We start from the raw sequence: 18,323 nt of genomic DNA, 5'->3' as shown, positions 1-18,323 counted from the left end.
GAACGCCCAGAAGCGAGAACGGATATCCGTGGGGCGGAATGCCGCTTCGTCGCCTCTTGCCGGTCGTGTCACTCGCTTCGGGAGGGTGACCCACCGGGTGCCCGGCGCAGGAGGTTGGCCAGGTTGGTCTCTCCGGATACCTGGACGAGGCCGGTCTTCACGCCCTCAGCCACGGAGAGCTTCCCTTCGATCAGGGCAGTGCAGGTGACAGCGGTCAGAGCCATCCGCACGTCGGCCTGCTCTCCTGGTCCATCGCCGTACGGGGGTGGACCACCTCCGAGGCGTAGGTGGAAAGTCCCTTCGTCCAGTGCCACGTCGATCACTCCGCTGTATCCGCCTGCCGCTTCTGTCAGCGGCTTGAGGAGCGGGAGGGCGTACCAGTGCGCACGTACGGCATCGGTGGGCTTCCGCACCAGGGCTGGACCGCCCCATTCCGCGAGTGCGGTGAGGACGGGCAGCAACTGCTGGCCCTGGGGCGTGAGTTCGTAAACGACGGCGGGGGCGGGTGGGGGGAGACGGTGGCGGCTCGCCAGTTCCTCGCGCTCCAGGTCCTTGAGACGGGCGGCAAGGACGTCGGTGCTGATGCCGGGCAGATCGGCGTGGAGGTCGGTATAGCGGCGAGGCCCGGCCAGGAGTTCACGGACGATCAGCAGGGTCCACCGGTCGCCAACAACGTCCAGGGTCCGGGCAGTGGCGCAGTAGTGGTCATAGCTTCGGCGGCGAGGCATGTGCAGCAGTCTAGAGAAGAGGTTGGACTTGCCAAGCTTCCACTTGGTAAAACCAAGGCACAACGAAGCCTTGGGAGGCCACCGCATGGAGTTCCGGCAGTCGAGCAAGCTGAGCGAGGTCTGTTACGAGATCCGCGGACCGGTGATCGACCACGCCAACGCCTTGGAGGAGGCAGGCCACAGCGTGCTGCGCCTGAACACCGGCAACCCTGCCCTGTTCGGGTTCGAAGCGCCGGAGGAGATCGTCCAGGACATGATCCGGATGCTGCCGCAGGCTCACGGCTACACCGACTCGCGCGGCATCCTCTCCGCCCGGCGCGCGGTCGCCCAGCGCTACCAGGCCCTTGGGCTTCCCGAGGTCACCATCGACGACATCTTCCTGGGCAATGGCGTATCCGAACTGGTCACCATGGCCGTCCAGGCGCTGCTCGAGGACGGGGACGAAGTCCTCATCCCGGCACCGGACTTCCCGCTGTGGACGGCGGTGACCACGCTGGCCGGCGGCCGGGCCGTGCACTATCGGTGCGACGAGTCGTCCGACTGGTACCCGGACCTGGACGACATGGCCTCAAAGATCACCGACCGCACAAAGGCGGTCGTCATCATCAATCCCAACAACCCGACGGGCGCGGTGTATCCGCGCGAGATCGTCGAAGGCATCCTCGACCTGGCCCGCCGCCACCAGCTGATGGTCTTCGCCGACGAAATCTACGACCAGATCGTCTACGACGACGCCGTGCACCATCCCGCCGCCACTCTCGCTCCCGACTTGGTGGTCCTGACCTTCGGCGGCCTGTCCAAAACGTACCGGGTGGCGGGCTTTCGCTCAGGATGGCTCGTGGTCACCGGCCCCCGGCAGCACGCGAAGAGCTATCTGGAGGGGCTGACCATGCTTGCCTCCATGCGGCTGTGCCCCAACGCTCCGGCCCAGTACGCCATTCAGGCAGCGCTGGGCAGTCCGGGATCCATCAGTGAGCTGACGGCCCCGGGTGGCAGGCTTCACGAGCAGCGCAATCGCGCCTGGGAGAAACTCAACGAGATTCCCGGCGTCTCCTGCGTCAAGCCTCAGGGTGCGCTGTACGCCTTCCCCCGTATCGACCCCGCGGTGCACAAGATCCACGACGACGAGCAGTTCGTGTTGGACCTGCTGCTGCGGGAGAAGATCCAGGTCGTTCAGGGCACCGGCTTCAACTGGCCTTCGCCGGACCACTTCCGCATCCTCACCCTCCCACGCGCCGATGAGCTGGAATCAGCCATCAGCAGGATCGGACGCTTCCTGACCGGCTACCGGCAGTCATAACCCAACATCCGCTCGGTAAGGCGGTAACTGAACGGGTACCCGCCTGCCCTCAGCCGGCGATACCAGTATCCCGAGCCGGGACTGCGGGACCTACTGGGTTCCAAGGTGCACTTCAAGGCTGACGTGGCCATTGCCGCGACGATCACGCGATGCAGCCGCCCCTCGGAGGCGTTTGCCGTAGAGCACGGCATCCTGGCTGTTACTTCACCGTCACCGCCGTGTGCGGCATCGGCATCGGCCTCGCCCTCTTCGCCGCACGTGGACCGATGGGACGTCTGCTGCGGTCGGGGCTGGAGCACTGACCGAGGCGAGGCGGGGTCACGAGGGGCGCGGAGCGAGACGGCCAGAAGTGCCGCTGAGGGCTCGTTCGGTGGCGGTCAACACGGCTACTGACGAGGCGTCGTCGGGTACTGGCTGCTGCCAAGAGTTTGATGGGGTTGCTGTAACGCGCTGCTGTCCAGCAGCGCAGACCTACCGCTCGCCAGCGCCCCCCGTGTGCCCTTCCGCGCCCTCGATGCGCACTCGATGCGCTCTCGATGCGCTCTCCTGAAGCGCCTTGCCCCATCGCACGCTTTGATTACGCGATCGTGAACACAGTTGTCTTCGTGCGGTGGGGGGAATCCGTGATCGAGGCAATCTTCCAGACACGTGACGTCCCCAAGAAGGACCAGTTCGCGAGCCACCGGGCTCGTAAGGCATCTCACGAGGAAGGAAGAACTTATCGAATGACTATCGAGCTCAAGATCACCTCGAATACTGAGAGGGCCCTGACGCATGGGAAGCTCCGGCACTGCTTCTGCGAGCAGGATAATGGCACACCGACCATCAGGAGCATCCACTCAGACTACTTGACTGTCGAAGATGTCGCCCTCGAATAGGTGCTGACGGCTGCTCGGGGTGATTGCGCGTGCTGATCGCATTGGTGTCTTTGCCGACTTCCCCACCCCGCCCCCACCTCTTCACGCAGGAGCTGGAATGTCCGACCACCTCGATGGTTTGTCCCTCAGAAACACTCCGTCCCTGGACATCAGTGACTTCTACGTCTTCCCCAACGCGGACGGGACCAAGACCGTATTCGTTCTGAACGTCATGCGCGGCCCCTTCAGCGCCGAAACCCGCTACGAGATCAACATCGATTCCGACGGGGACGCCAGCCCCGACATCGTCCTCTACACCATGTTCCACCCGGAACTTGAGCCTGGCGGCCAGTCTTTCGTCGTTCGGGAAGTCACCGGGCCGCAGGCACCGAACCGCAACGCGAACGGGCACGAGATCGGCAAGGGCTGGACGAACACAGTCCGTGCCCACCATGAGGGGTTCAGGGTCTTCGCGGGACGCGCCGGGGACCCGTTCTACATCGACGGCACCGTGGTGACGGCGGTCAGGACCGCCATCGTGAACGGCAGCCGACTCGACTTGGGAGACTGGTCCCCGGAGAAGGCGTCAAACGCCTTTCGTGGAAACATACACGCGATCGTCGTAGAGGTTCCCAACGCCTTCCTCCAGAAGCCCAAGAACGCCGGCACCATCCGGGCTTGGGGATCCATCGCAGTGCCGCTCGACGCCGCCGATGGCCGGTGGCGCCAGACCGACCGGGCCGGCACGCCCTTGCTGTCCACGATGTTCGGCTACAACGAGGGCGACGAGTTCAACGCCGCCCGCCCCCAGGATGACGCCGCAACTTACGGCCCCGAGATCCACGACATGATCAGCCGCGTGGTCAGGGTCAACCACACCCACAAGAAACCCGAGGAGCACGCGGAAAGGGCGCTGGGCGCTCTCCTGCCGGACGCGCTGCGCTACACGCTCGGCACGCCCGCTGCCTACGGTGCACTCAACGGGCGCAGCCTGACCGACAACGCGCCCGAAAAGATCTTCCACACGATCTTGAACGCGGAAGTCCCGATGGGGCTGGACTCCGGGGACGCCACAGGAACGGTGAGGAGCGACTTCCCCTACGTGAGCGAGCCTGTGGCATAGCCACGTAGCGGGGGTGCGCGGCCTCACGGCTTGCGTGCCAGGCCCCCCACGATGAGCCGCTCCCAAACGGTCAACTCGTGTTCTGCCGACCTGATGCCGGCCAGCGCCCCTGTCGTGTCGGGCCGCCACAGGGAACTGGCCACGATGCCCGGCTGAAGGACCTCCAGCCCGTCGAAGAGGGCGCGGATCTCCTCATCGGTCCGCCATCGCCCGCGGCCGAAGGCGGCTTGGAGCACCGCCTCGGCCTCGAGGGTCTCCGGGTTGTCGCCGCTGCGGAAGTGGGAGACGAAGAAGTGGCTGCCCGAGGGGACCTGCCCTTGCCAGTAGCGGACGATCGCGCCGGGGCCCTCGTCGTCGTTGATGTGGTGCAGGACGGCGCTGTGGATCACGGCTACGGGCCGCTCGAAGTCGATCAGACCGGTGACGTCCGGATGCTCTCGGATGCTCCGCGGGTCGCGGGCATCAGCCTGGATGACGCGGGTGCTCGGGTTGTCCTCGAGCAGAGCGCGGCCGTGGGCGAGGACGACGGGGTCGCTGTCGATGTAGACCACGCGTGCGTCGGGGGCGTGGCGCTGCGCGACCTGGTGGACGTTGTCCGCGGTCGGCAGTCCGCTGCCGACGTCGATGAACTGGTCGATCCCCGCGAGGGCGATCTCCCGCACGGCTCGGATCAAGTTCTGCCGGTTGGCGTGCGCGATGGCCACCGACCCGGGCAGATCGTTCTTGAACTTGTCCCCGATGGCGCGGTCCGCCTCGTAGTTGTCCTTGCCGCCGAGGAGGTAGTCATAGACCCGGGCGATACTCGGTTTCGACTGATCCACTCGGGAAGAGGCCTCGGTCATGCCAACTGCCTTTCCGTCAGCACGGGTTGTCAAGCGTTCATCGTAGGTGCACCGCTTCCGCGAAGTGGCCCCGCTCGTAGACCCAAGTCCCCGTGGTTCCCCGTACGTTGCGGCACGAGTGGGTTCGAGCCCCGCTCGGGCAGGGGAGTATCGGTCCAGGTTCATGTTCGCTTGCCGTCGTCTGGCGACATCGTGCCGGCTGCGCGCCTGGGCCGTCACCACGGCACGGAAGGCATTCCCCCCCAACGCTGCCACCAGGGAGAGACATGAAACGTCATCTGCTGCGCGGTCTGATAGCGCCCTTGCTCATCGTGTTGGCCATGGTGACCGGCCTGGCCGGTCAAGCTCATGCCCAGGTCGCCGCCGACGGCGACGGCGACGGACTTGAGGACACGCTCGAGGACACCCTCGCCACCCAGTTCTTTCCGTGGATCTGGTTCGACAGCGGCGAGGACTCCGGCTGCGCCGATCCGGCGACGAGCAGCAACCCGGGCACCGCGCTCGCCCGGGTCAGACCCCACCCCGGTGACCCGGGCAAGATCGCGATCCTGTACACGGTCCTCTACCGGCAGGACTGCGGGGACTGGTTCGGCGGCTCGCACTCCGGCGACGTCGAACCGTTCGCGGTGACGCTCACACCCCAGGTCAACTGCCCGACCGGCTATGCCGCCTTCGCTCTGAAGACGACCGCACACGAGGGCACCGCCTTCGAGCACACCGACGAACGCCTGCTGGGCAACGACTGCAATTGGGGCCGGGCCGCCGGCGGCTCACCCCAGGTCGCAAGGATCTACTCGGCCGAGAACAAGCACGGCAACTACGCCTCCCTCGACTCCTGCGAATCGGGTGCGGCGGGCAACGACCACTGCTCTGAGAGCTTCACCCTGCCGTACACGGTCTTCAATGTGGGCGAGGACGGGGCACGGCGCATCGACGAACTGTCCGCCTACCAGTTCCCCGGCGAGTACGCCTGGACCCCGGTACCGTTCAGCGGGAGCCTCGACCGCGGCAGCGATGCCGGAATGATTCGCACGAAGCTCGTCAGCGACGGTCTGCTGGCCAGAGCCGCCTGAGACCTGCCGGTCCGTGAGGGCCCCGTCGCGTGACGGGGCCCATCGCACCGTTCTCGCGGGCTCCGGCCACTGCGTGACCGGAGCCCGGCTCGAGCGTGTGCTCACCCTGCCGGCGTCGTCGGATCGACGATGGTCTGTGCCTCTATGACGGACCGTAGTTGTACAGGGCGCCGCCCACCCCGACCACGACGCTGCCGTTGGAGGCGGTCCCCTGGCAGGGAGCCGCGCCGTTCTGGAAGAGCCAGCCGCCGATCACGGCACCGTGCAGGGGGCCGAAGCGCCGGGACCGTGGGCAGCGACGACCGGGGCCAACCCCGGTGCGTTGTGTACTTCGCTGCTGTACAGCTGCTATCTCAACGCAGTGACGATCAATCGAGCTCCTGGGCGAGCTGACGCAGGTGCGGACCGTACTCATCGTCGGCGAGGGCAGCGGCGAATTGAGCGGTGAGATAGGCCAGCGGGTTGCCGGTGTCATACCAGCATCCCTCGATAACTTGTCCGTAGACCGCTTGGCTGCCTGCGTAGGCGTTGATGGCGTCGGTCAAATAGATCTCGCCTGTCCGGTGTCCGTACCAGCGCCTCGTCTGTTCGCTCAGCTCGTCGATGATGCCGGGGGTGATGACGTATCCGCCGATGGCCGCGTAGCCCGACGGCGCGTCCTGCGGCTTCGGCTTCTCGACCAGGCCAGTGATCCGTAGCAGCCCGTTCCCCATGTCCTCCTTGACCGTCGGGACGCCGTAGCGCTGGGAGTCGGCGGGGTCCATCGGCATGAGGGCCAGGACCGAACAGTCCGTCGCTTCGTACGCGCTGATCAATTGCTGTGCGCGTGGAACCTTTGCCACAAAGACGTCGTCGGGCCACAGGACCAGCATGGGCTCATCGTCGAAGTTCCGCGCTGCGTTGAGGACCGGGTGCCGTTACCGTACGGGCCGTGCTGGTCGAGGTACGTGATGTGACCGAGTTGCGAGAGCTCACCGACTTCCTCTACCGCGTCTGCGTACGCGGTCTTGCCTTCTGCGCGCAGCCGGTCGACGAGGGTGGGGTTGGGACGGAAGTGATCCTGGATCAACGTCTTGCCGTCCGAGACGACGATGGTGATGTCCGTGATGCCGGAGGCCACAAGTTCGCGGACGGTGTGCTCGATCACGGGTTTGTCACCAACGGGCAGCATCTCCTTCGGAGTCGCCTTCGTCAGTGGTAGCAGGCGTGAGCCTAGGCCGGCCGCCGGGATGATCGCCCTGCGAATCGTCGTGGCCATGGAGACTCCATTAGTAGGCGTGCTGATGCCGCTGTGCACAGTGATCAGCACGCTACAGCGCTTGGCCATACTCGCTACAAGATCCCCGACGCGCCAGACAGGGCGACGTGGAAGGACTGGGGGCTGGAGCTGCCACGGGGCGAGAGACCGGGGGCCGTACGCTGGCCGCGAATCGGGCTGGCCGCGGAGTCCCGCCGCCCCGTTCCGATCATGGAACGGGGCCTCTGACCTGGGAGCCGCCTGTCGGATTCGAACCGACGACCTTCTGTTTACAAGCCTGCGCCGGATCCTGATAGATCGTGACGATGCCTGATCGCCCATCCGGTTTCCGCAGGTGAAGGCTAGGCCCCCTGACACTCGGTGACGGGTTGTGCCACCCCGTGCGTGGGCGTCCGGGCTCACAATGGGCTCACGTCGGCCACGGCGTGAGCCCCGTGTCGTACCGCGTGGGTAGAGAACGCTGATATTTCCCGTCACTGCTCCGGCCCCGTTGCGGGTTCGCCGACGAGACAGCGAACTCAGGACTGGCCGGAACGGGCGGTCAGGGGCTTCAGGGTCGGGACGAGGAGGTGGCGCCTCGGCCGATTCTGTCGGTGATGCTTCGCCGCTGGCCGAAGGCCGATCCTCCCGTGGCTGGAAGGGCGGGCTCGGGCGCATGGTGGTCCTCGGCGTAGGCCTTCAGGTAGCCGGCGGCCGTGTTGATCACCGCCATGAGCGGAACCGCGACCACGGCGCCGGGGATTCCAGCGATGAGGCTGCCTCCGACCACCGCGAGGACCACGGCGAGCGGATGTACGCGCACCATCCGGCCGAGGATGAACGGCTGGAACACGTGGCCTTCGAGTACCTGGACCAGCACGACGACGCACGCCACGAACACTGCCGTCAGGAGGCCGTTGGTGACGAGAGCGACCAGCACGGACAGCGCACCCGAGATGGCGGCGCCGACGATCGGCACGAAGGCGGAGATGAAGATGATGCCTGCCAGCGGCACCGCCAGCGGCACGCCGAGGATCAGCAGCCCGAGGCCGATGAAGACGGCGTCGATGAATGCGATCAGCACCGTGCCGCGTACGTATCCGGTGAGGGTGGCCCAAGCATGCGGGCCGGCGCCGGCGACACCGTCTCGGGCTGCCCTTGGCACCAGCTTGAGTACCCAGTTCCAGATCCGGGCGCCGTCGTAGAGCAGGAAGAGGCTGATGAACATCGTCAGAGCCACGCCCGAGAGGAATTCCATCAGGACGGTGACGCCGGCGAGCCCGGCTGAGGTCGCTGCCTCGCTGTTGTCGCCGAGCCACTTGCTCAGGGTCTTGCCGATGTCGTTGACCTGTTCCTCGGGGATGTGGAATGGGCCCTTGATCGCCCAGCGTTGCATCTCGTCGATGGCGTCCTGGATCCGCTTGGTGAGGGTGGGCAGGCTCTCCGTCACCTGCCAGGCCACGAACCAGCCGATGAGACCGATCACCACGAAGCCGGTGATAAAGGTGGTCGCCGTGGCCAGCCCCCTGCCCACTCGGTGCCGCTTGAGCCAGGCGACGGTTGGCTGCAGCAGCGCCGTGACCAGCAGGCCGGCGGCGAAGGCGAGGACGAGCAGGCTGATCGAGCCGATGATCTGAACCAGCACCCAGACGAGTCCGGCCAGCGCCAGCAGCCGCCATGCCGCCTCGGCCGCGACCCGTAGACCCCAGGGCAGAGCCGCAGACGGCGCGGGCCGTCGGCCGCCTCCCGGCGGAGTGCCGGGCGGTCGAGACGATTCGGGTGTTTCCGTGCCGGGTGACTCGGCTCCACTCCTGGTGGTTGCCTCTTCCTTGGCCAGCTGCTTGGCCCGACGCTCGACGATCCTGGCGGCAAGGCGTGCCACGCCGTCGCGCAGTTTGTCCGCCGTGCTCGTTGTCACGCGCCTTCCACCTCCGCAAACCCGTCTTGCCATGGTCCGGTGCTGTTGGGCGACGACGTTACCGGCGCGGAGGTTGCATACGGGAAGGGCACGCAATCATGTTCCAACCCGGCAGCAACGCACGCTCTCCTCCTTTCGGCATTGCGGGCAACTGGGGGCATTCCTGCCAAGACCCAGCACGCGCGGAAGATGACCAAGAAGGAGGAGAAGGAGCACTGCGGCTGCTCTCGCGGCCTCCAACTCCCCCGGATCGCCACCCCCCACGCAGATCGGCCCGGCCCCGCGTTTCCCTGTACGCGAGGCCGGGCCGTTCCATGTGCGGCCGGGCGCGCGTGAAGTGCTCGGCCTATGGTGAAAAGAGGCGTTCTGCACGTACTCGCACTCGCAGGGAGCGGCATGAGCGACAAGGACAAGGGCCCTCAGCAGGGAGAATCGGAGGAGTACGGCGAGGAGTACGAGGAGCCGTACGGAGAAAACGAAGGCCCGTACGACGCGGAGGACGGCGGCGAGGACGGTGCCGACGATCTGACCGTGGTGGCACGCCAGGAGGACCCCGACGTCCTGCTCGACGTACCGCAGCTGCACGTCGATGAGATCAGTCTGGAGGTCGACGACCTGCGGGCACGGGTGTCGCTGCAGGCGGAGGTCCTGGACATACTCAAGCTCAACGTGGGCGCGGACGTCGCCCTGGGCAGGGTCCAGCTGGACATCAAGGGCGTGGACGCACAGGCGCTGCTGAAGGTGCGCCTCGACAACGTCGCCCAAGTCATCGGCCGGGTGCTGACTACCATCGACCGTAATCCCCAGATCCTCGAGCAGATCACCGCCGGTCTCGGCTCCGCGACGCGTGAGCTGGGCAGCGGGGCGGGCGAAGCGGTCGGCGAGCTCGGACGCGGGGCGAGTTCCGCGATCGAGGACGTCGGGGAGGGAGCGGGCGGAGCGGTCCAGGACGTGGGCAAGAGCGCGGGCAAGGCCGTCGAAGACGTCGGCGAAAGCGCAGGGCAGACCGTGGAGGATGTCGGCGAGAGCGCGGCGGAGACGACCCGGGACGTCGGCGACAGCGCGGGCAAGACGATCGACGAGTCCGGGCGTACGGTGCGCAAGGCCGGAAAGACCGCCACTCGCACGGCGAAGAAGGCAGGCGAGGGAGCCGCGGCCCGCTCCTCGAGGTCCGGCCGGTCCGGCGGCTCCGAGGAACGCCCCAAGCGCCGTACCGCCCGCAAGCGCGAAGGCGACGAGCCGCCATGAAACGGCACTCAAGCGCCTGACATCGAGCTGCAGACCGCGGTCGCGGCCAACCAACTCCGCTTCGGCAGTCGACCGGAGACCGATGTCCGCTTCCACGGCTCCCCCGGGCGCGAGTCCTCCTCGGGCTCTGACCGTACGAACCTCCCCGAGCATGTCGAGGCCGGCGTCGATTACCACGACGTATGCGTGAGCTACCGCCTGGCCACCGCACTCCGCCGTAACGACGACGGGGAGGACCGGGAGAACCGGGAGAACCGGCGTCAACAACACCGGGACGGAGATCAGCGATAGCGGCCCTGGCGAGGCCCGAGAACGGGTGTGTTCGCCTTCATACCGCGGCTGCGGGTCCGTGAGCGCTGGCGACAAGGCCCCAGTCAGTGTGAGCCCGAGTGAGATGACCGCGCTCCATGCCTCCCGCACACGAACGGCTGGCCAGAACAGGCGCCCATGACACTCTGTGTTGTCACGAGTACGCATGGCGTCACATAGGGATCAAACGCGTGGCGGGTTTCGCCGATGAACGGGTCGAAGCGTTCGGGAAGGCCGTGACAGCGGCGAGTTCGGATGCGGTCTCGCGCTCCAGCTCCGCGTCGACCTCTTGGTGGATGCGGTCGCAGGTGCGGCTGATGATCCGCGAGATGTGCATCTGGGAGATGCCGAGCTGGTCGGCGATCTTGCTCTGCGTCATGTCGCAGAAGAAGCGGAGGCAGAGGATGTGGCGTTCGCGCTCCGGCAGCTTGCGCAGCCTCGGCTTGACCGATTCCCGGTAGACGACCGTGTCGAAGGCGGGCTCGGCGCTGCCGAGAGTGTCGGCGAGGGAGTAGCCGTCCTCGGCGCCGGGCAGTGCCGCGTCCAGGGAGAGGGTGCTGTAGCTCTCCAGCGCCTCCATCCCGACCAGCACGTCTTCCTCGGACATTCCGCTGTGCTCGGCGATCTGCGCCACCGTGGGGCTGTGCCCGTCCATGGTCAGGCTGAGTTCGCGGCGGCTGATACGGACGCGGTTGCGCAGCTCCTGAACCCGGCGCGGCACGTGCAGGCCCCACATGTGGTCGCGGAAGTGCCGCTTGATCTCGCCGACGATGGTGGGCACCGCGTAGCTCTCGAACGCGCTGCCGCGCTCCGGGTCGTAGCGAGTGACGGCCTTGACCAGGCCGACGAAGGCGACCTGCTGCAGGTCCTCCACGTTTTCGCCGCGGTTGCGGTAGCGGCGGCCGAGCCGTTCGGCCATGGGCATCCAGGTCCGTACGACGTCCTGGCGCAGCCGCTCCTTCTCCGGTCCGTCCGGGAGGGAAGCGATGCGGCGGAAGTCGGCTTCGGTGTCGGGGGCGTCGTCGTGCGGGTGGCGTGCGCGCTTCGTCCGGGCCGGTGCGGTCGTCATTTCGTTTCGCCCTCTTCCCATCGGTGACTTATGAGCGATCACCGCGGGAACAGGCACAGGCGGTCGGACCTTGACGGTCCCGAGCGGACACACAGGTCCCGCTCCCGCGGTTGTGCCTTCATTCCGAAGCACGTGGAGGGCCTTTTGCCCTGGCACTCCGAAGCAAACGTGGCCACTTTTGCCGATGCCCTCGAGGTTCGGGAGGGGGCAATCGCCGGTATGGCCGCCCCACCGGCCTCATCGTCTGTCCGCAGGTCAGCTGCTGAAGAAGTCGTCCAAGGAAGCGGCGACCGCTGCGGGTGCTTCTTCAGCCATGTGGTGCCCGAGTCGATCCCACGGCCACGCACATCGCCGGCCCAACGCTCCCAGATCTTCACCGGGTCGCCGACAGGTCTTCGAGATCGTTCCGCAGTGACCACAGGATCAGAGCGGGGCACAGTAGCCGCACACCCGCGGCCCAGTCGGCCTCTTCATGACGTCGATCGAGAGTGAGTCCGGCCCAGTGCGGCCGCTCGTCCCTGGGACGAGCGCCGTCGGGCGGAGCCCGTAGCGTCGTCGGCACCCGTCACGCACTCGTACGGCTGACCAGATCAGGCGCTCCATGACACTGCGTGAGCTAATGATATCCATGGCGTCACGGACAGATCAACGGTGCAGCGGACCGGCTCCGCGCCCGGCCGCGCACTCGAAGTCCCCCCACGAGCCGAGCAGAGAGGGACGCAGTCATGAGTGACAGTACGAAGGCCGCACTCGTGGCGAGCATCGCGGCCGGCTACCTCCTCGGCCGCAGCGGAAAGGGGAAGCTCGCGCTGGCGGTCGCCGGCTGTCTGGTGAGCAAGAAACTCCGGGCGAAGCCGCAGGAAATGCTCGCGACGAAGGTGGGCAAGCTCGGTGACTCACCGCAACTCTCCCAGCTGACCGACCAGGTGCGCGGCGAGGTGCTGTCGGTGGGACGTCAGGCGCTGAAGGCCGTCGCCGACCGGCGGCTGGGAGCCTTCGCCGACTCCCTCGCCGACCGTACGAAGTCGTTGAGCGAAACCATGGACACCGTGGCCGGGAAGCTGAAGGAGGAGGGCGAGGACGAAGGGGAGGGGGACGAGGAAACGGAACCGCGGGGAGAGGGAGGTCGCGACCGTCCGGAGGCGAAGAGCGCGAAGCGTCCCCCTCGTGACACGGCTGAGCGGTCGGCGCCCGCCAAGAAGACGGCGAAGAAGGCCCCGCTGAAGAAGGCCGCCAAGAAAACCGCCCAGAAGAGGCCCGCCGATCAATCCCGCCGTCGGAGGTAGCAGCCATGCCGGACAAAGCGACGGGCAAGAGCGCTGGGGACGCCGGCGGCTCGGGCCTGGACAGAGTGCGCGAGGAACTCACCAAGTACCTGCTCACCAAGGCGAACAAGGTGGTGAGTACGGCCGGGGACAAGATGTCCAAGGTCGCGCAGGGGGAACTGCCCGGGGAACTGCCGAAGATGGGCGGGAAACTGCTGCAGGGGGAGTCTCCGGTGAAGGCCGTCGGGGGCCAGGTACTGAAGGGCGTCAAGGACAAGGCGGTGGAGAAGACCAAGGAGCTCTTCGGCGGCGGTGGTAAGGCGGGGAGCAAGAAGGTCACCAACATCATCGAAGTGCTCGATGTGGGTCTGCCGCTGCGCCGGGTGTACGACCACTGGACGGAGTTCGAAGAATTCAGCAGCTTCATGAAGGGCGTGGTCGAGGCTTCGCGGTCCGACGACGATGACCTGGAGTCCCAGTGGAGACTCAAAGTCGGTCCCTCCAAACGCAGTGTCAAGGCCGAGGTGCTGGAACAGGTGCCCGACGAGCGGGTCGTGTGGAAGTCGTCGGGCGAGACGACCACGCACGGCGCGGTCTCCTTCCATGAACTGGCGCCGAGCCTGACGCGGATCGTGGTCGTCGTCGAGTACACCCCCGGCGGATTCCTCGAGAAGACGGGCAGTATCTGGCGGGTCCAGGGCCGCAGGCTGCGCCTCGACCTCAAGCATTTCCAGCGGTACGTGACGCTGGGTGCGGAAGAGGTGCCGGAGGGCTGGCGCGGCGAGATTCGCGAGGGCGAGCTCGTACGCAGCCACGAGGACGCACTGGCAGACGAGGAGTCAGACGAGGAGACAGACGGGAACGACGAGTACGACGAGTACGACGAGGAGGGCGAGTACGAAGAGGAGGGCGAAGAAGGCGAGGAGGACTATAACTCCGAAGAGGAACGGTGAGCGTCCCCCGGGCGGTCATCGGTTTCCGTGGGGTCGCCGGTGGCGTCATAGCGATGCTCGCGCGGGCCGTCGGCCGGCTCTTCGCCTCCGGACTCGCCGCTGCCTTCAGAGGGATCGCCCAGCAGCCGTTCCAGCAGGGTGTCGAGGTCGAGGAAGCGGTATTCCTGCCCCGGCGGGACGAGCTGGTACGTGCGCTCCAGCCATTCCATCAGCGGCGTCACGGACATCTCGAACAAGGCATCGCCTTGTTGGGAGGGAGTCCAGGCACAGACTGATGAGGTTGCCGACCTGCGTCGGCCGCACTCGCACGTCGGCGTGGCCGGCCGGAAACTTCATCCCCGTCGCCAGCAGATCGCAGGGGAAGACCCAGCGCACCGGATGATGGGAGCCCAGATAGAAGTCGAGGGTGACGGCGTAGGGGTCGTCGGCGCGGTAGCTGAAATGACCGTACAGCGGCACGGCCCACTGCGCTGACAGCACCAGCGAGAGCTGCCGAAAGGAACGGGTCTTCGTGATCCACCATCGTCCTCGCTGACCGCAACAGCCGCTGTCGGACGGTCGCTGGCAGAGGGAGAGTCCTGAGTTCAGAGGAACCGTCGGATGGGGGCGATTGCGATTTCCTTCGCACGCTGGGTGCTCGGGCGCCTCTTCCAGCGGCCTGCCTGCATGCGTTCGCTCACGGCCAGGTCCTGCTCGAAGTGGCCGTCCAGGTCGGCGGTGAAGTTCTCGTCCAGTACGGCGAGCATGACTTCCTCGTCGTGGTCGAGGGAGCGCCGGTTGAAGTTGGTGGATCCGATGAGGGAGGCGATCTGGTCGATGGTGATGACCTTGGCGTGCATCATCGTCGGCTGGTACTGCCAGATGCGCACCCCACAGGCGAGGAGGTCTTCGTAGAAGTGCTGGCCCGCCAGCTGGCAGACCCGCTTGTCGGTGTGCGGGCCGGGGAGCAGGATCTCCACCTCCACCCCGCGCCGGGCGGTCCGGCACAGCAGCTCGATGAAGTACGCGTCAGGCGCGAAGTAGGCGGTGGCGATCCGTACGCGCTCCTCCGCGGATTCCAGGAGCACGCGGATGAGGGTCTGCATGTCCTGCCAGCCGAAGCTGGCCGAGCCGCGGACCACCTGGACAACGGCGTCCCCATGCGGGCTGTGCCCGACGAAGCGGTCGCGGTCGTCGAAGAGCTCGTCATGGCATTCGGCCCAGTTCTGGGCGAACGCGGCGGCGATGCCGTCCACCGCCGGGCCGCGGACCTCGACGTGGGTGTCCCGCCACTCCTTCTCGTTACGGGCGTCACCGCACCACTCCTCGGCGATGCCCACACCGCCGGTGAAGGCGACCTGCTCGTCCACAACCAGGACCTTGCGGTGGCAGCGGTGGTTCTGCTTGAACGGGGAGATCCACAACGGCTTGCGGAACCACGCCACCTGGGCGCCGGCCTGCTCCATCATCTCCAGCAGGTCCTGCTCGATCAGCCTGCTGCCGAAGCCGTCCAGCAGCAGCCGGACCCGCACGCCCTGACGGGCTCGGTCGGCCAGCGCGTCGGCGAACTGCCGGGCGATGTCCCCCCGCCAGTACACGAAGGTCATCATGTCCACCGTGTGCTCGGCCGCCCGGACCTGGGCCAGCATCGCGGCGAAGATCTCGTCGCCGTTGCGCAGGGGCACCAGAGAGTTGCCTTCGGTGGCGGCGATCCCGATGAGGCGTTCCAGCCGGCGCCGTATCCGCAGCTTCGCAGCCCCGGCAGTCGTGGCGGACTCCCACGCACCAGCTGGGGGATCGGGTTGGTCCTCGATGGTCGTCATGGTCACCTGCCGGTCGCATCGTTCGGTAAGGGCTGGGGCGGGCTGGCATCGCCCGTGACGTGTGGGCGCCCGGGGACTGTAGCGGCGTGGCGGGAAACGGCAAGGAAACAGCACCCGTCGCATGCGTCACATCATCGCTGGTCGTCGGCGCATGCGGCATGAGGGTCCCTGCAAGGGGCAGCCAGAGAGTGTACGAAACTGCTTAAGGAGCCCTCTCGTGGTCATCGGTATCGTTGTCGTGTGTGTCGTCCTGGCCGTCATCGCTTTTCTTGTGCCGCGGTTCTCCCACCGTCCCCAGCGCGGGGCACAGCGCTCCCTGGGCGCGGGATCTCGTACCGCGGGCAAGGCACCCGGCTCCTTGGGCCGGCTGCTGAGCAAGCCCTTCCGCAGCAGCTCCCGCGCCGTGGGCAAGAGCGGGCGTGCCGGCCGTCGCACCCGTCGGCGCATGCCCTTCTAACCGTCCGCTGAGAGCGGGCCTTATGGAGTTCGTCCACGTGCGGGGCTTGAAGTCGCCACTTTCGAAAGATCCACTGCTGGCGCGTCACCGAGAGGTGGGTGCCAGACCGGAAGTCGCTCGCGCCTCCCGTGCAGCGGTATCGCCGGCATGCCGACACCCCGGGCTCGGTGTTCGGTGTCGAGGAGTGCATGAAGCCGTGCGGTGTGGCAACTCAACAGGGCACGTTGTCGTCTGGCCCGGGTCCAATCGATGGCGCAGGCCCCGCCGGTTCTGACACCAGCCGGCGGGGTCGCTCATGTCAGGCGGTCGCTGGGCGGGCATCCGCGCGGTTGATCACTTGGTGGATCACTTCGCAGGTGTGCTGGAACTCGTCCATGAGCCGCGTGGCCTCCGCGAGCAGGATGCCGTAGGGCATGGTGGGGTCGGCCACCGGCAGTGAACTTTCCTCAGTGTGCTGGGCGAGGCGGTTGCGGTGATGCTGTGCCTGCTCGGTGAGGGAGCACAGTTCGATGTACTGCTCGGTGAGGTGATCTTCGTCGATGCGGCTCATCAGCTGCGTGATGCTCGCCAGTGAGGCCAGGAGGTCGCCGCAGCCGCGGAGGAAGTCCCGTTGCTGCAGGCTGCCGCCGCCGGTGTGCCACTGGTCCAGGCTGCGGGTCATCGAGGCCACCTGGTAGGTGACGCGCTCCAGGGCGTCGATGATCGTCTGGTAGCCGGAGAAGGTCGTACGGCCCCGACGCCGCCGCAGCAGATGCAGCGGGTTGTAGAAGGTGCTCTCCCACGCGGTCCGCACCGAAGCGTGGGCCTGGGCGACGATGTCACCCAGGTGGGCAGCCCGGTGCCGCCAGTGCCGAGTCCGTTCCCGCTTCAGCTCCGCCTCCCACAGTGCGGGATAGATGTCGCTGATCAGATCGCACAGGGAGTGGGCCAGCACGTGTACCCCGTGCTCGGCGCTGCGGTACCGCAGCGGCGGCAGCACCAGCATGTTCACCGCGACACCCACCCCGCAGCCGAGGAACACCAGCAGAATGATCTGCCCGAGCTGGTTCAGCTGCTGGGTGGTGCTGGTGGCCGCCAGGTAGGTGGAGAAGGCGAAGAACGAGGCGGTCGCCACCTGCGAACCCTGCGTGCCCAGGCGCCGCCACCGGCCGATGACCAACGCGATCAGCGCCACCAGCGTGAACGTCACCGGCCCGGAACCGGTCAGGAAGCCGAGGACTGCTTGGAGCGCGACGCCTGCGGATACCGCGCCGACGTAGCGCAGTGCCTGCAGCAGCGATTGGTAGACGGTGACCTGAATGATCAGCAGTGCGGAGAACGGAGCGAAGGCGGGTGACTCAGCGGCCATCCCCTCATGCGCGATGAGCCAGGAGACGGAGACGGCGAGCGTGGCCTTGCCGATGAACGCCACAGTGTGCCGCTCATGACCGTCCGACCCTTTGGCACGGCTGAGCCACTGCCGTACTCGGGCCTGGCGGCCCTGGGGCGCCAGGTGTGTTCGCTGCGGCGGCGCAGCTGTCTCGGTCATCTATCGGAGCCCTTCCGGGAGTTGAGCCTCGGGAGTCGCTTGCCGGCGTACCCCGCACCTGGCTCTCCCCGCACCCTGCGAGGTCATCTCAACAGAATCCGGCCACTCTTCACCTCCAGCCCCTGCCGGGCGAACGGGCAGCCAACAAGCACCGAGCACGACGTGCCCCCACCCAGTTCGGTGTCCACCTCAGCCGCTGCTGACCCGGCGTAGCGGCACCATCCCTCATGGCCGCCCCGCAGATGGCGACCGTGACGATCGTGGATGAGGACCGGATCTGGTTCAAAGCCACCGAGGGCCTGGCCGGCGTCAGTGAAATCGGCCGCGACCCCGGCCTGTGCGCGTCCGCCATCCTGCAGGACGAGCCCTACCTGCTGACCGACACCCTCCAAGACGCCCAAGCGGTCACCAACCCCTTGGTACGCGGGGAGATGGGACTACGGTTCTACGCTGCCGCCCCCATCACCACAGCAGACGGCTACCGCCTGGGCACCGTCAACGTCCTCGACACCAGCCCCCGCCCGGTCACCCCGCAGGAAACGCACACCCTGCAGGACCTGGCAGCAGTGGTCGCGGACGAGCTCGATCGTGCGCCTGGCGGGCATGCGCACGAT

General features: G+C 66.9%; 14 protein-coding genes and 3 pseudogenes. 8 read left to right on the top strand and 9 right to left on the bottom strand.

Going from position 1 to position 18,323, the window contains the following annotated elements; genetic code table 11:
- Positions 1-68: 68 nt before the first annotated feature.
- Entirely contained in the window at positions 69-728 is a 660-nt protein-coding gene (locus ACRDP3_RS01940; protein ID WP_431515032.1) for a winged helix-turn-helix transcriptional regulator, read from the bottom strand.
- A gap of 85 nt (positions 729-813) precedes the next feature.
- On the opposite strand from ACRDP3_RS01940, the gene ACRDP3_RS01935 reads away from it, so the two are divergent.
- A complete protein-coding gene (locus tag ACRDP3_RS01935) occupies positions 814-2,028 on the top strand; it encodes a pyridoxal phosphate-dependent aminotransferase (protein ID WP_431515031.1) in 1,215 nt (404 codons plus the stop codon).
- 975 nt (positions 2,029-3,003) lie between these two features.
- The gene (locus ACRDP3_RS01930) at positions 3,004-4,008 is read left to right on the top strand and encodes a DUF4331 family protein (RefSeq protein WP_431515030.1); all 1,005 of its coding nucleotides are present in this window, start codon (positions 3,004-3,006) and stop codon (positions 4,006-4,008) included.
- Positions 4,009-4,031: 23 nt separating this feature from the next.
- Here the strand turns inward: ACRDP3_RS01930 and ACRDP3_RS01925 are convergent, their stop codons facing one another.
- Positions 4,032-4,850, bottom strand: a complete 819-nt coding sequence (locus ACRDP3_RS01925; protein WP_431515029.1) for an SAM-dependent methyltransferase — start codon at positions 4,848-4,850, stop codon at positions 4,032-4,034.
- Between the two features lie 266 nt (positions 4,851-5,116).
- Here ACRDP3_RS01925 and ACRDP3_RS01920 point away from each other — a divergent pair, with 266 nt between their 5' ends.
- Positions 5,117-5,923, top strand: a complete 807-nt coding sequence (locus ACRDP3_RS01920; RefSeq protein ID WP_431515028.1) for a hypothetical protein — start codon at positions 5,117-5,119, stop codon at positions 5,921-5,923.
- Between the two features lie 368 nt (positions 5,924-6,291).
- Here ACRDP3_RS01920 and ACRDP3_RS01915 read toward each other — a convergent pair.
- Both ACRDP3_RS01915 and ACRDP3_RS01910 read right to left on the bottom strand, forming a co-directional pair.
- Positions 6,292-7,181, bottom strand: a pseudogene (locus ACRDP3_RS01915) (UTP--glucose-1-phosphate uridylyltransferase).
- A gap of 550 nt (positions 7,182-7,731) precedes the next feature.
- Positions 7,732-9,078 carry an AI-2E family transporter gene (locus tag ACRDP3_RS01910; protein WP_431515027.1) on the bottom strand — a complete coding sequence of 449 codons (1,347 nt, stop codon included), beginning with the start codon at positions 9,076-9,078 and terminating at the stop codon, positions 7,732-7,734.
- Between the two features lie 396 nt (positions 9,079-9,474).
- On the opposite strand from ACRDP3_RS01910, the gene ACRDP3_RS01905 reads away from it, so the two are divergent.
- Positions 9,475-10,326, top strand: a complete 852-nt coding sequence (locus tag ACRDP3_RS01905; RefSeq protein ID WP_431515026.1) for a hypothetical protein — start codon at positions 9,475-9,477, stop codon at positions 10,324-10,326.
- 481 nt (positions 10,327-10,807) lie between these two features.
- Here the strand turns inward: ACRDP3_RS01905 and ACRDP3_RS01900 are convergent, their stop codons facing one another.
- Entirely contained in the window at positions 10,808-11,704 is an 897-nt protein-coding gene (locus tag ACRDP3_RS01900) for a SigB/SigF/SigG family RNA polymerase sigma factor (protein ID WP_431515025.1), read from the bottom strand.
- Positions 11,705-12,429: 725 nt separating this feature from the next.
- Between ACRDP3_RS01900 and ACRDP3_RS01895 the strand changes: the two genes are divergently transcribed.
- Entirely contained in the window at positions 12,430-12,990 is a 561-nt protein-coding gene (locus tag ACRDP3_RS01895) for a hypothetical protein (protein WP_431515024.1), read from the top strand.
- Positions 12,991-12,995: 5 nt separating this feature from the next.
- Positions 12,996-13,922 carry an SRPBCC family protein gene (locus tag ACRDP3_RS01890; protein ID WP_431515023.1) on the top strand — a complete coding sequence of 309 codons (927 nt, stop codon included), beginning with the start codon at positions 12,996-12,998 and terminating at the stop codon, positions 13,920-13,922.
- On the opposite strand, the pseudogene ACRDP3_RS01885 reads toward ACRDP3_RS01890, so the two are convergent.
- From ACRDP3_RS01885 to ACRDP3_RS01875, 3 genes and pseudogenes are all read right to left on the bottom strand, one after another.
- Positions 13,898-14,188 (bottom strand): annotated as a pseudogene (locus ACRDP3_RS01885) (hypothetical protein); the annotation flags it as partial. The gene ACRDP3_RS01890 and the pseudogene ACRDP3_RS01885 sit on opposite strands and share 25 nt — an antisense overlap.
- A 28-nt stretch (positions 14,189-14,216) precedes the next feature.
- Positions 14,217-14,381: pseudogene (locus tag ACRDP3_RS01880) on the bottom strand (SsgA family sporulation/cell division regulator); the annotation flags it as partial.
- Between the two features lie 125 nt (positions 14,382-14,506).
- Complete coding sequence (locus tag ACRDP3_RS01875; RefSeq protein ID WP_431515022.1) at positions 14,507-15,724, bottom strand: phospholipase D-like domain-containing protein; 1,218 nt, start codon at positions 15,722-15,724, stop codon at positions 14,507-14,509.
- 217 nt (positions 15,725-15,941) lie between these two features.
- On the opposite strand from ACRDP3_RS01875, the gene ACRDP3_RS01870 reads away from it, so the two are divergent.
- On the top strand, positions 15,942-16,181 hold the full coding sequence (locus ACRDP3_RS01870; protein ID WP_431515021.1) for a DUF6411 family protein: 240 nt from the start codon (positions 15,942-15,944) through the stop codon (positions 16,179-16,181).
- 298 nt (positions 16,182-16,479) lie between these two features.
- Here ACRDP3_RS01870 and ACRDP3_RS01865 read toward each other — a convergent pair whose 3' ends face one another.
- Positions 16,480-17,709 carry an FUSC family protein gene (locus ACRDP3_RS01865; protein WP_431515020.1) on the bottom strand — a complete coding sequence of 410 codons (1,230 nt, stop codon included), beginning with the start codon at positions 17,707-17,709 and terminating at the stop codon, positions 16,480-16,482.
- 227 nt (positions 17,710-17,936) lie between these two features.
- Between ACRDP3_RS01865 and ACRDP3_RS01860 the strand changes: the two genes are divergently transcribed.
- The coding region (locus ACRDP3_RS01860; protein ID WP_431515019.1) for a GAF domain-containing protein at positions 17,937-18,323 on the top strand (387 nt) is incomplete at its 3' end.

Source organism: Streptomyces sp., from assembly GCF_050698815.1.
In the GTDB taxonomy this organism is placed as follows: Bacteria; Actinomycetota; Actinomycetes; order Streptomycetales; family Streptomycetaceae; genus Streptomyces.
Note: the sequence above shows the minus strand (reverse complement) of the source record. Positions and strands in the feature narration are given on the sequence as shown.

Coding starts and splice junctions, on each gene's coding strand:
- ACRDP3_RS01920 (WP_431515028.1), top strand. CDS start 5,117: ATGAAACGTCATCTGCTGCGCGGTCTGATAGCGCCCTTGCTCATCGTG.
- ACRDP3_RS01895 (WP_431515024.1), top strand. CDS start 12,430: ATGAGTGACAGTACGAAGGCCGCACTCGTGGCGAGCATCGCGGCCGGC.
- ACRDP3_RS01940 (WP_431515032.1), bottom strand. CDS start 728: ATGCCTCGCCGCCGAAGCTATGACCACTACTGCGCCACTGCCCGGACC.
- ACRDP3_RS01930 (WP_431515030.1), top strand. CDS start 3,004: ATGTCCGACCACCTCGATGGTTTGTCCCTCAGAAACACTCCGTCCCTG.
- ACRDP3_RS01900 (WP_431515025.1), bottom strand. CDS start 11,704: ATGACGACCGCACCGGCCCGGACGAAGCGCGCACGCCACCCGCACGAC.
- ACRDP3_RS01865 (WP_431515020.1), bottom strand. CDS start 17,709: ATGACCGAGACAGCTGCGCCGCCGCAGCGAACACACCTGGCGCCCCAG.
- ACRDP3_RS01890 (WP_431515023.1), top strand. CDS start 12,996: ATGCCGGACAAAGCGACGGGCAAGAGCGCTGGGGACGCCGGCGGCTCG.
- ACRDP3_RS01925 (WP_431515029.1), bottom strand. CDS start 4,850: ATGACCGAGGCCTCTTCCCGAGTGGATCAGTCGAAACCGAGTATCGCC.
- ACRDP3_RS01935 (WP_431515031.1), top strand. CDS start 814: ATGGAGTTCCGGCAGTCGAGCAAGCTGAGCGAGGTCTGTTACGAGATC.
- ACRDP3_RS01875 (WP_431515022.1), bottom strand. CDS start 15,724: ATGACGACCATCGAGGACCAACCCGATCCCCCAGCTGGTGCGTGGGAG.
- ACRDP3_RS01905 (WP_431515026.1), top strand. CDS start 9,475: ATGAGCGACAAGGACAAGGGCCCTCAGCAGGGAGAATCGGAGGAGTAC.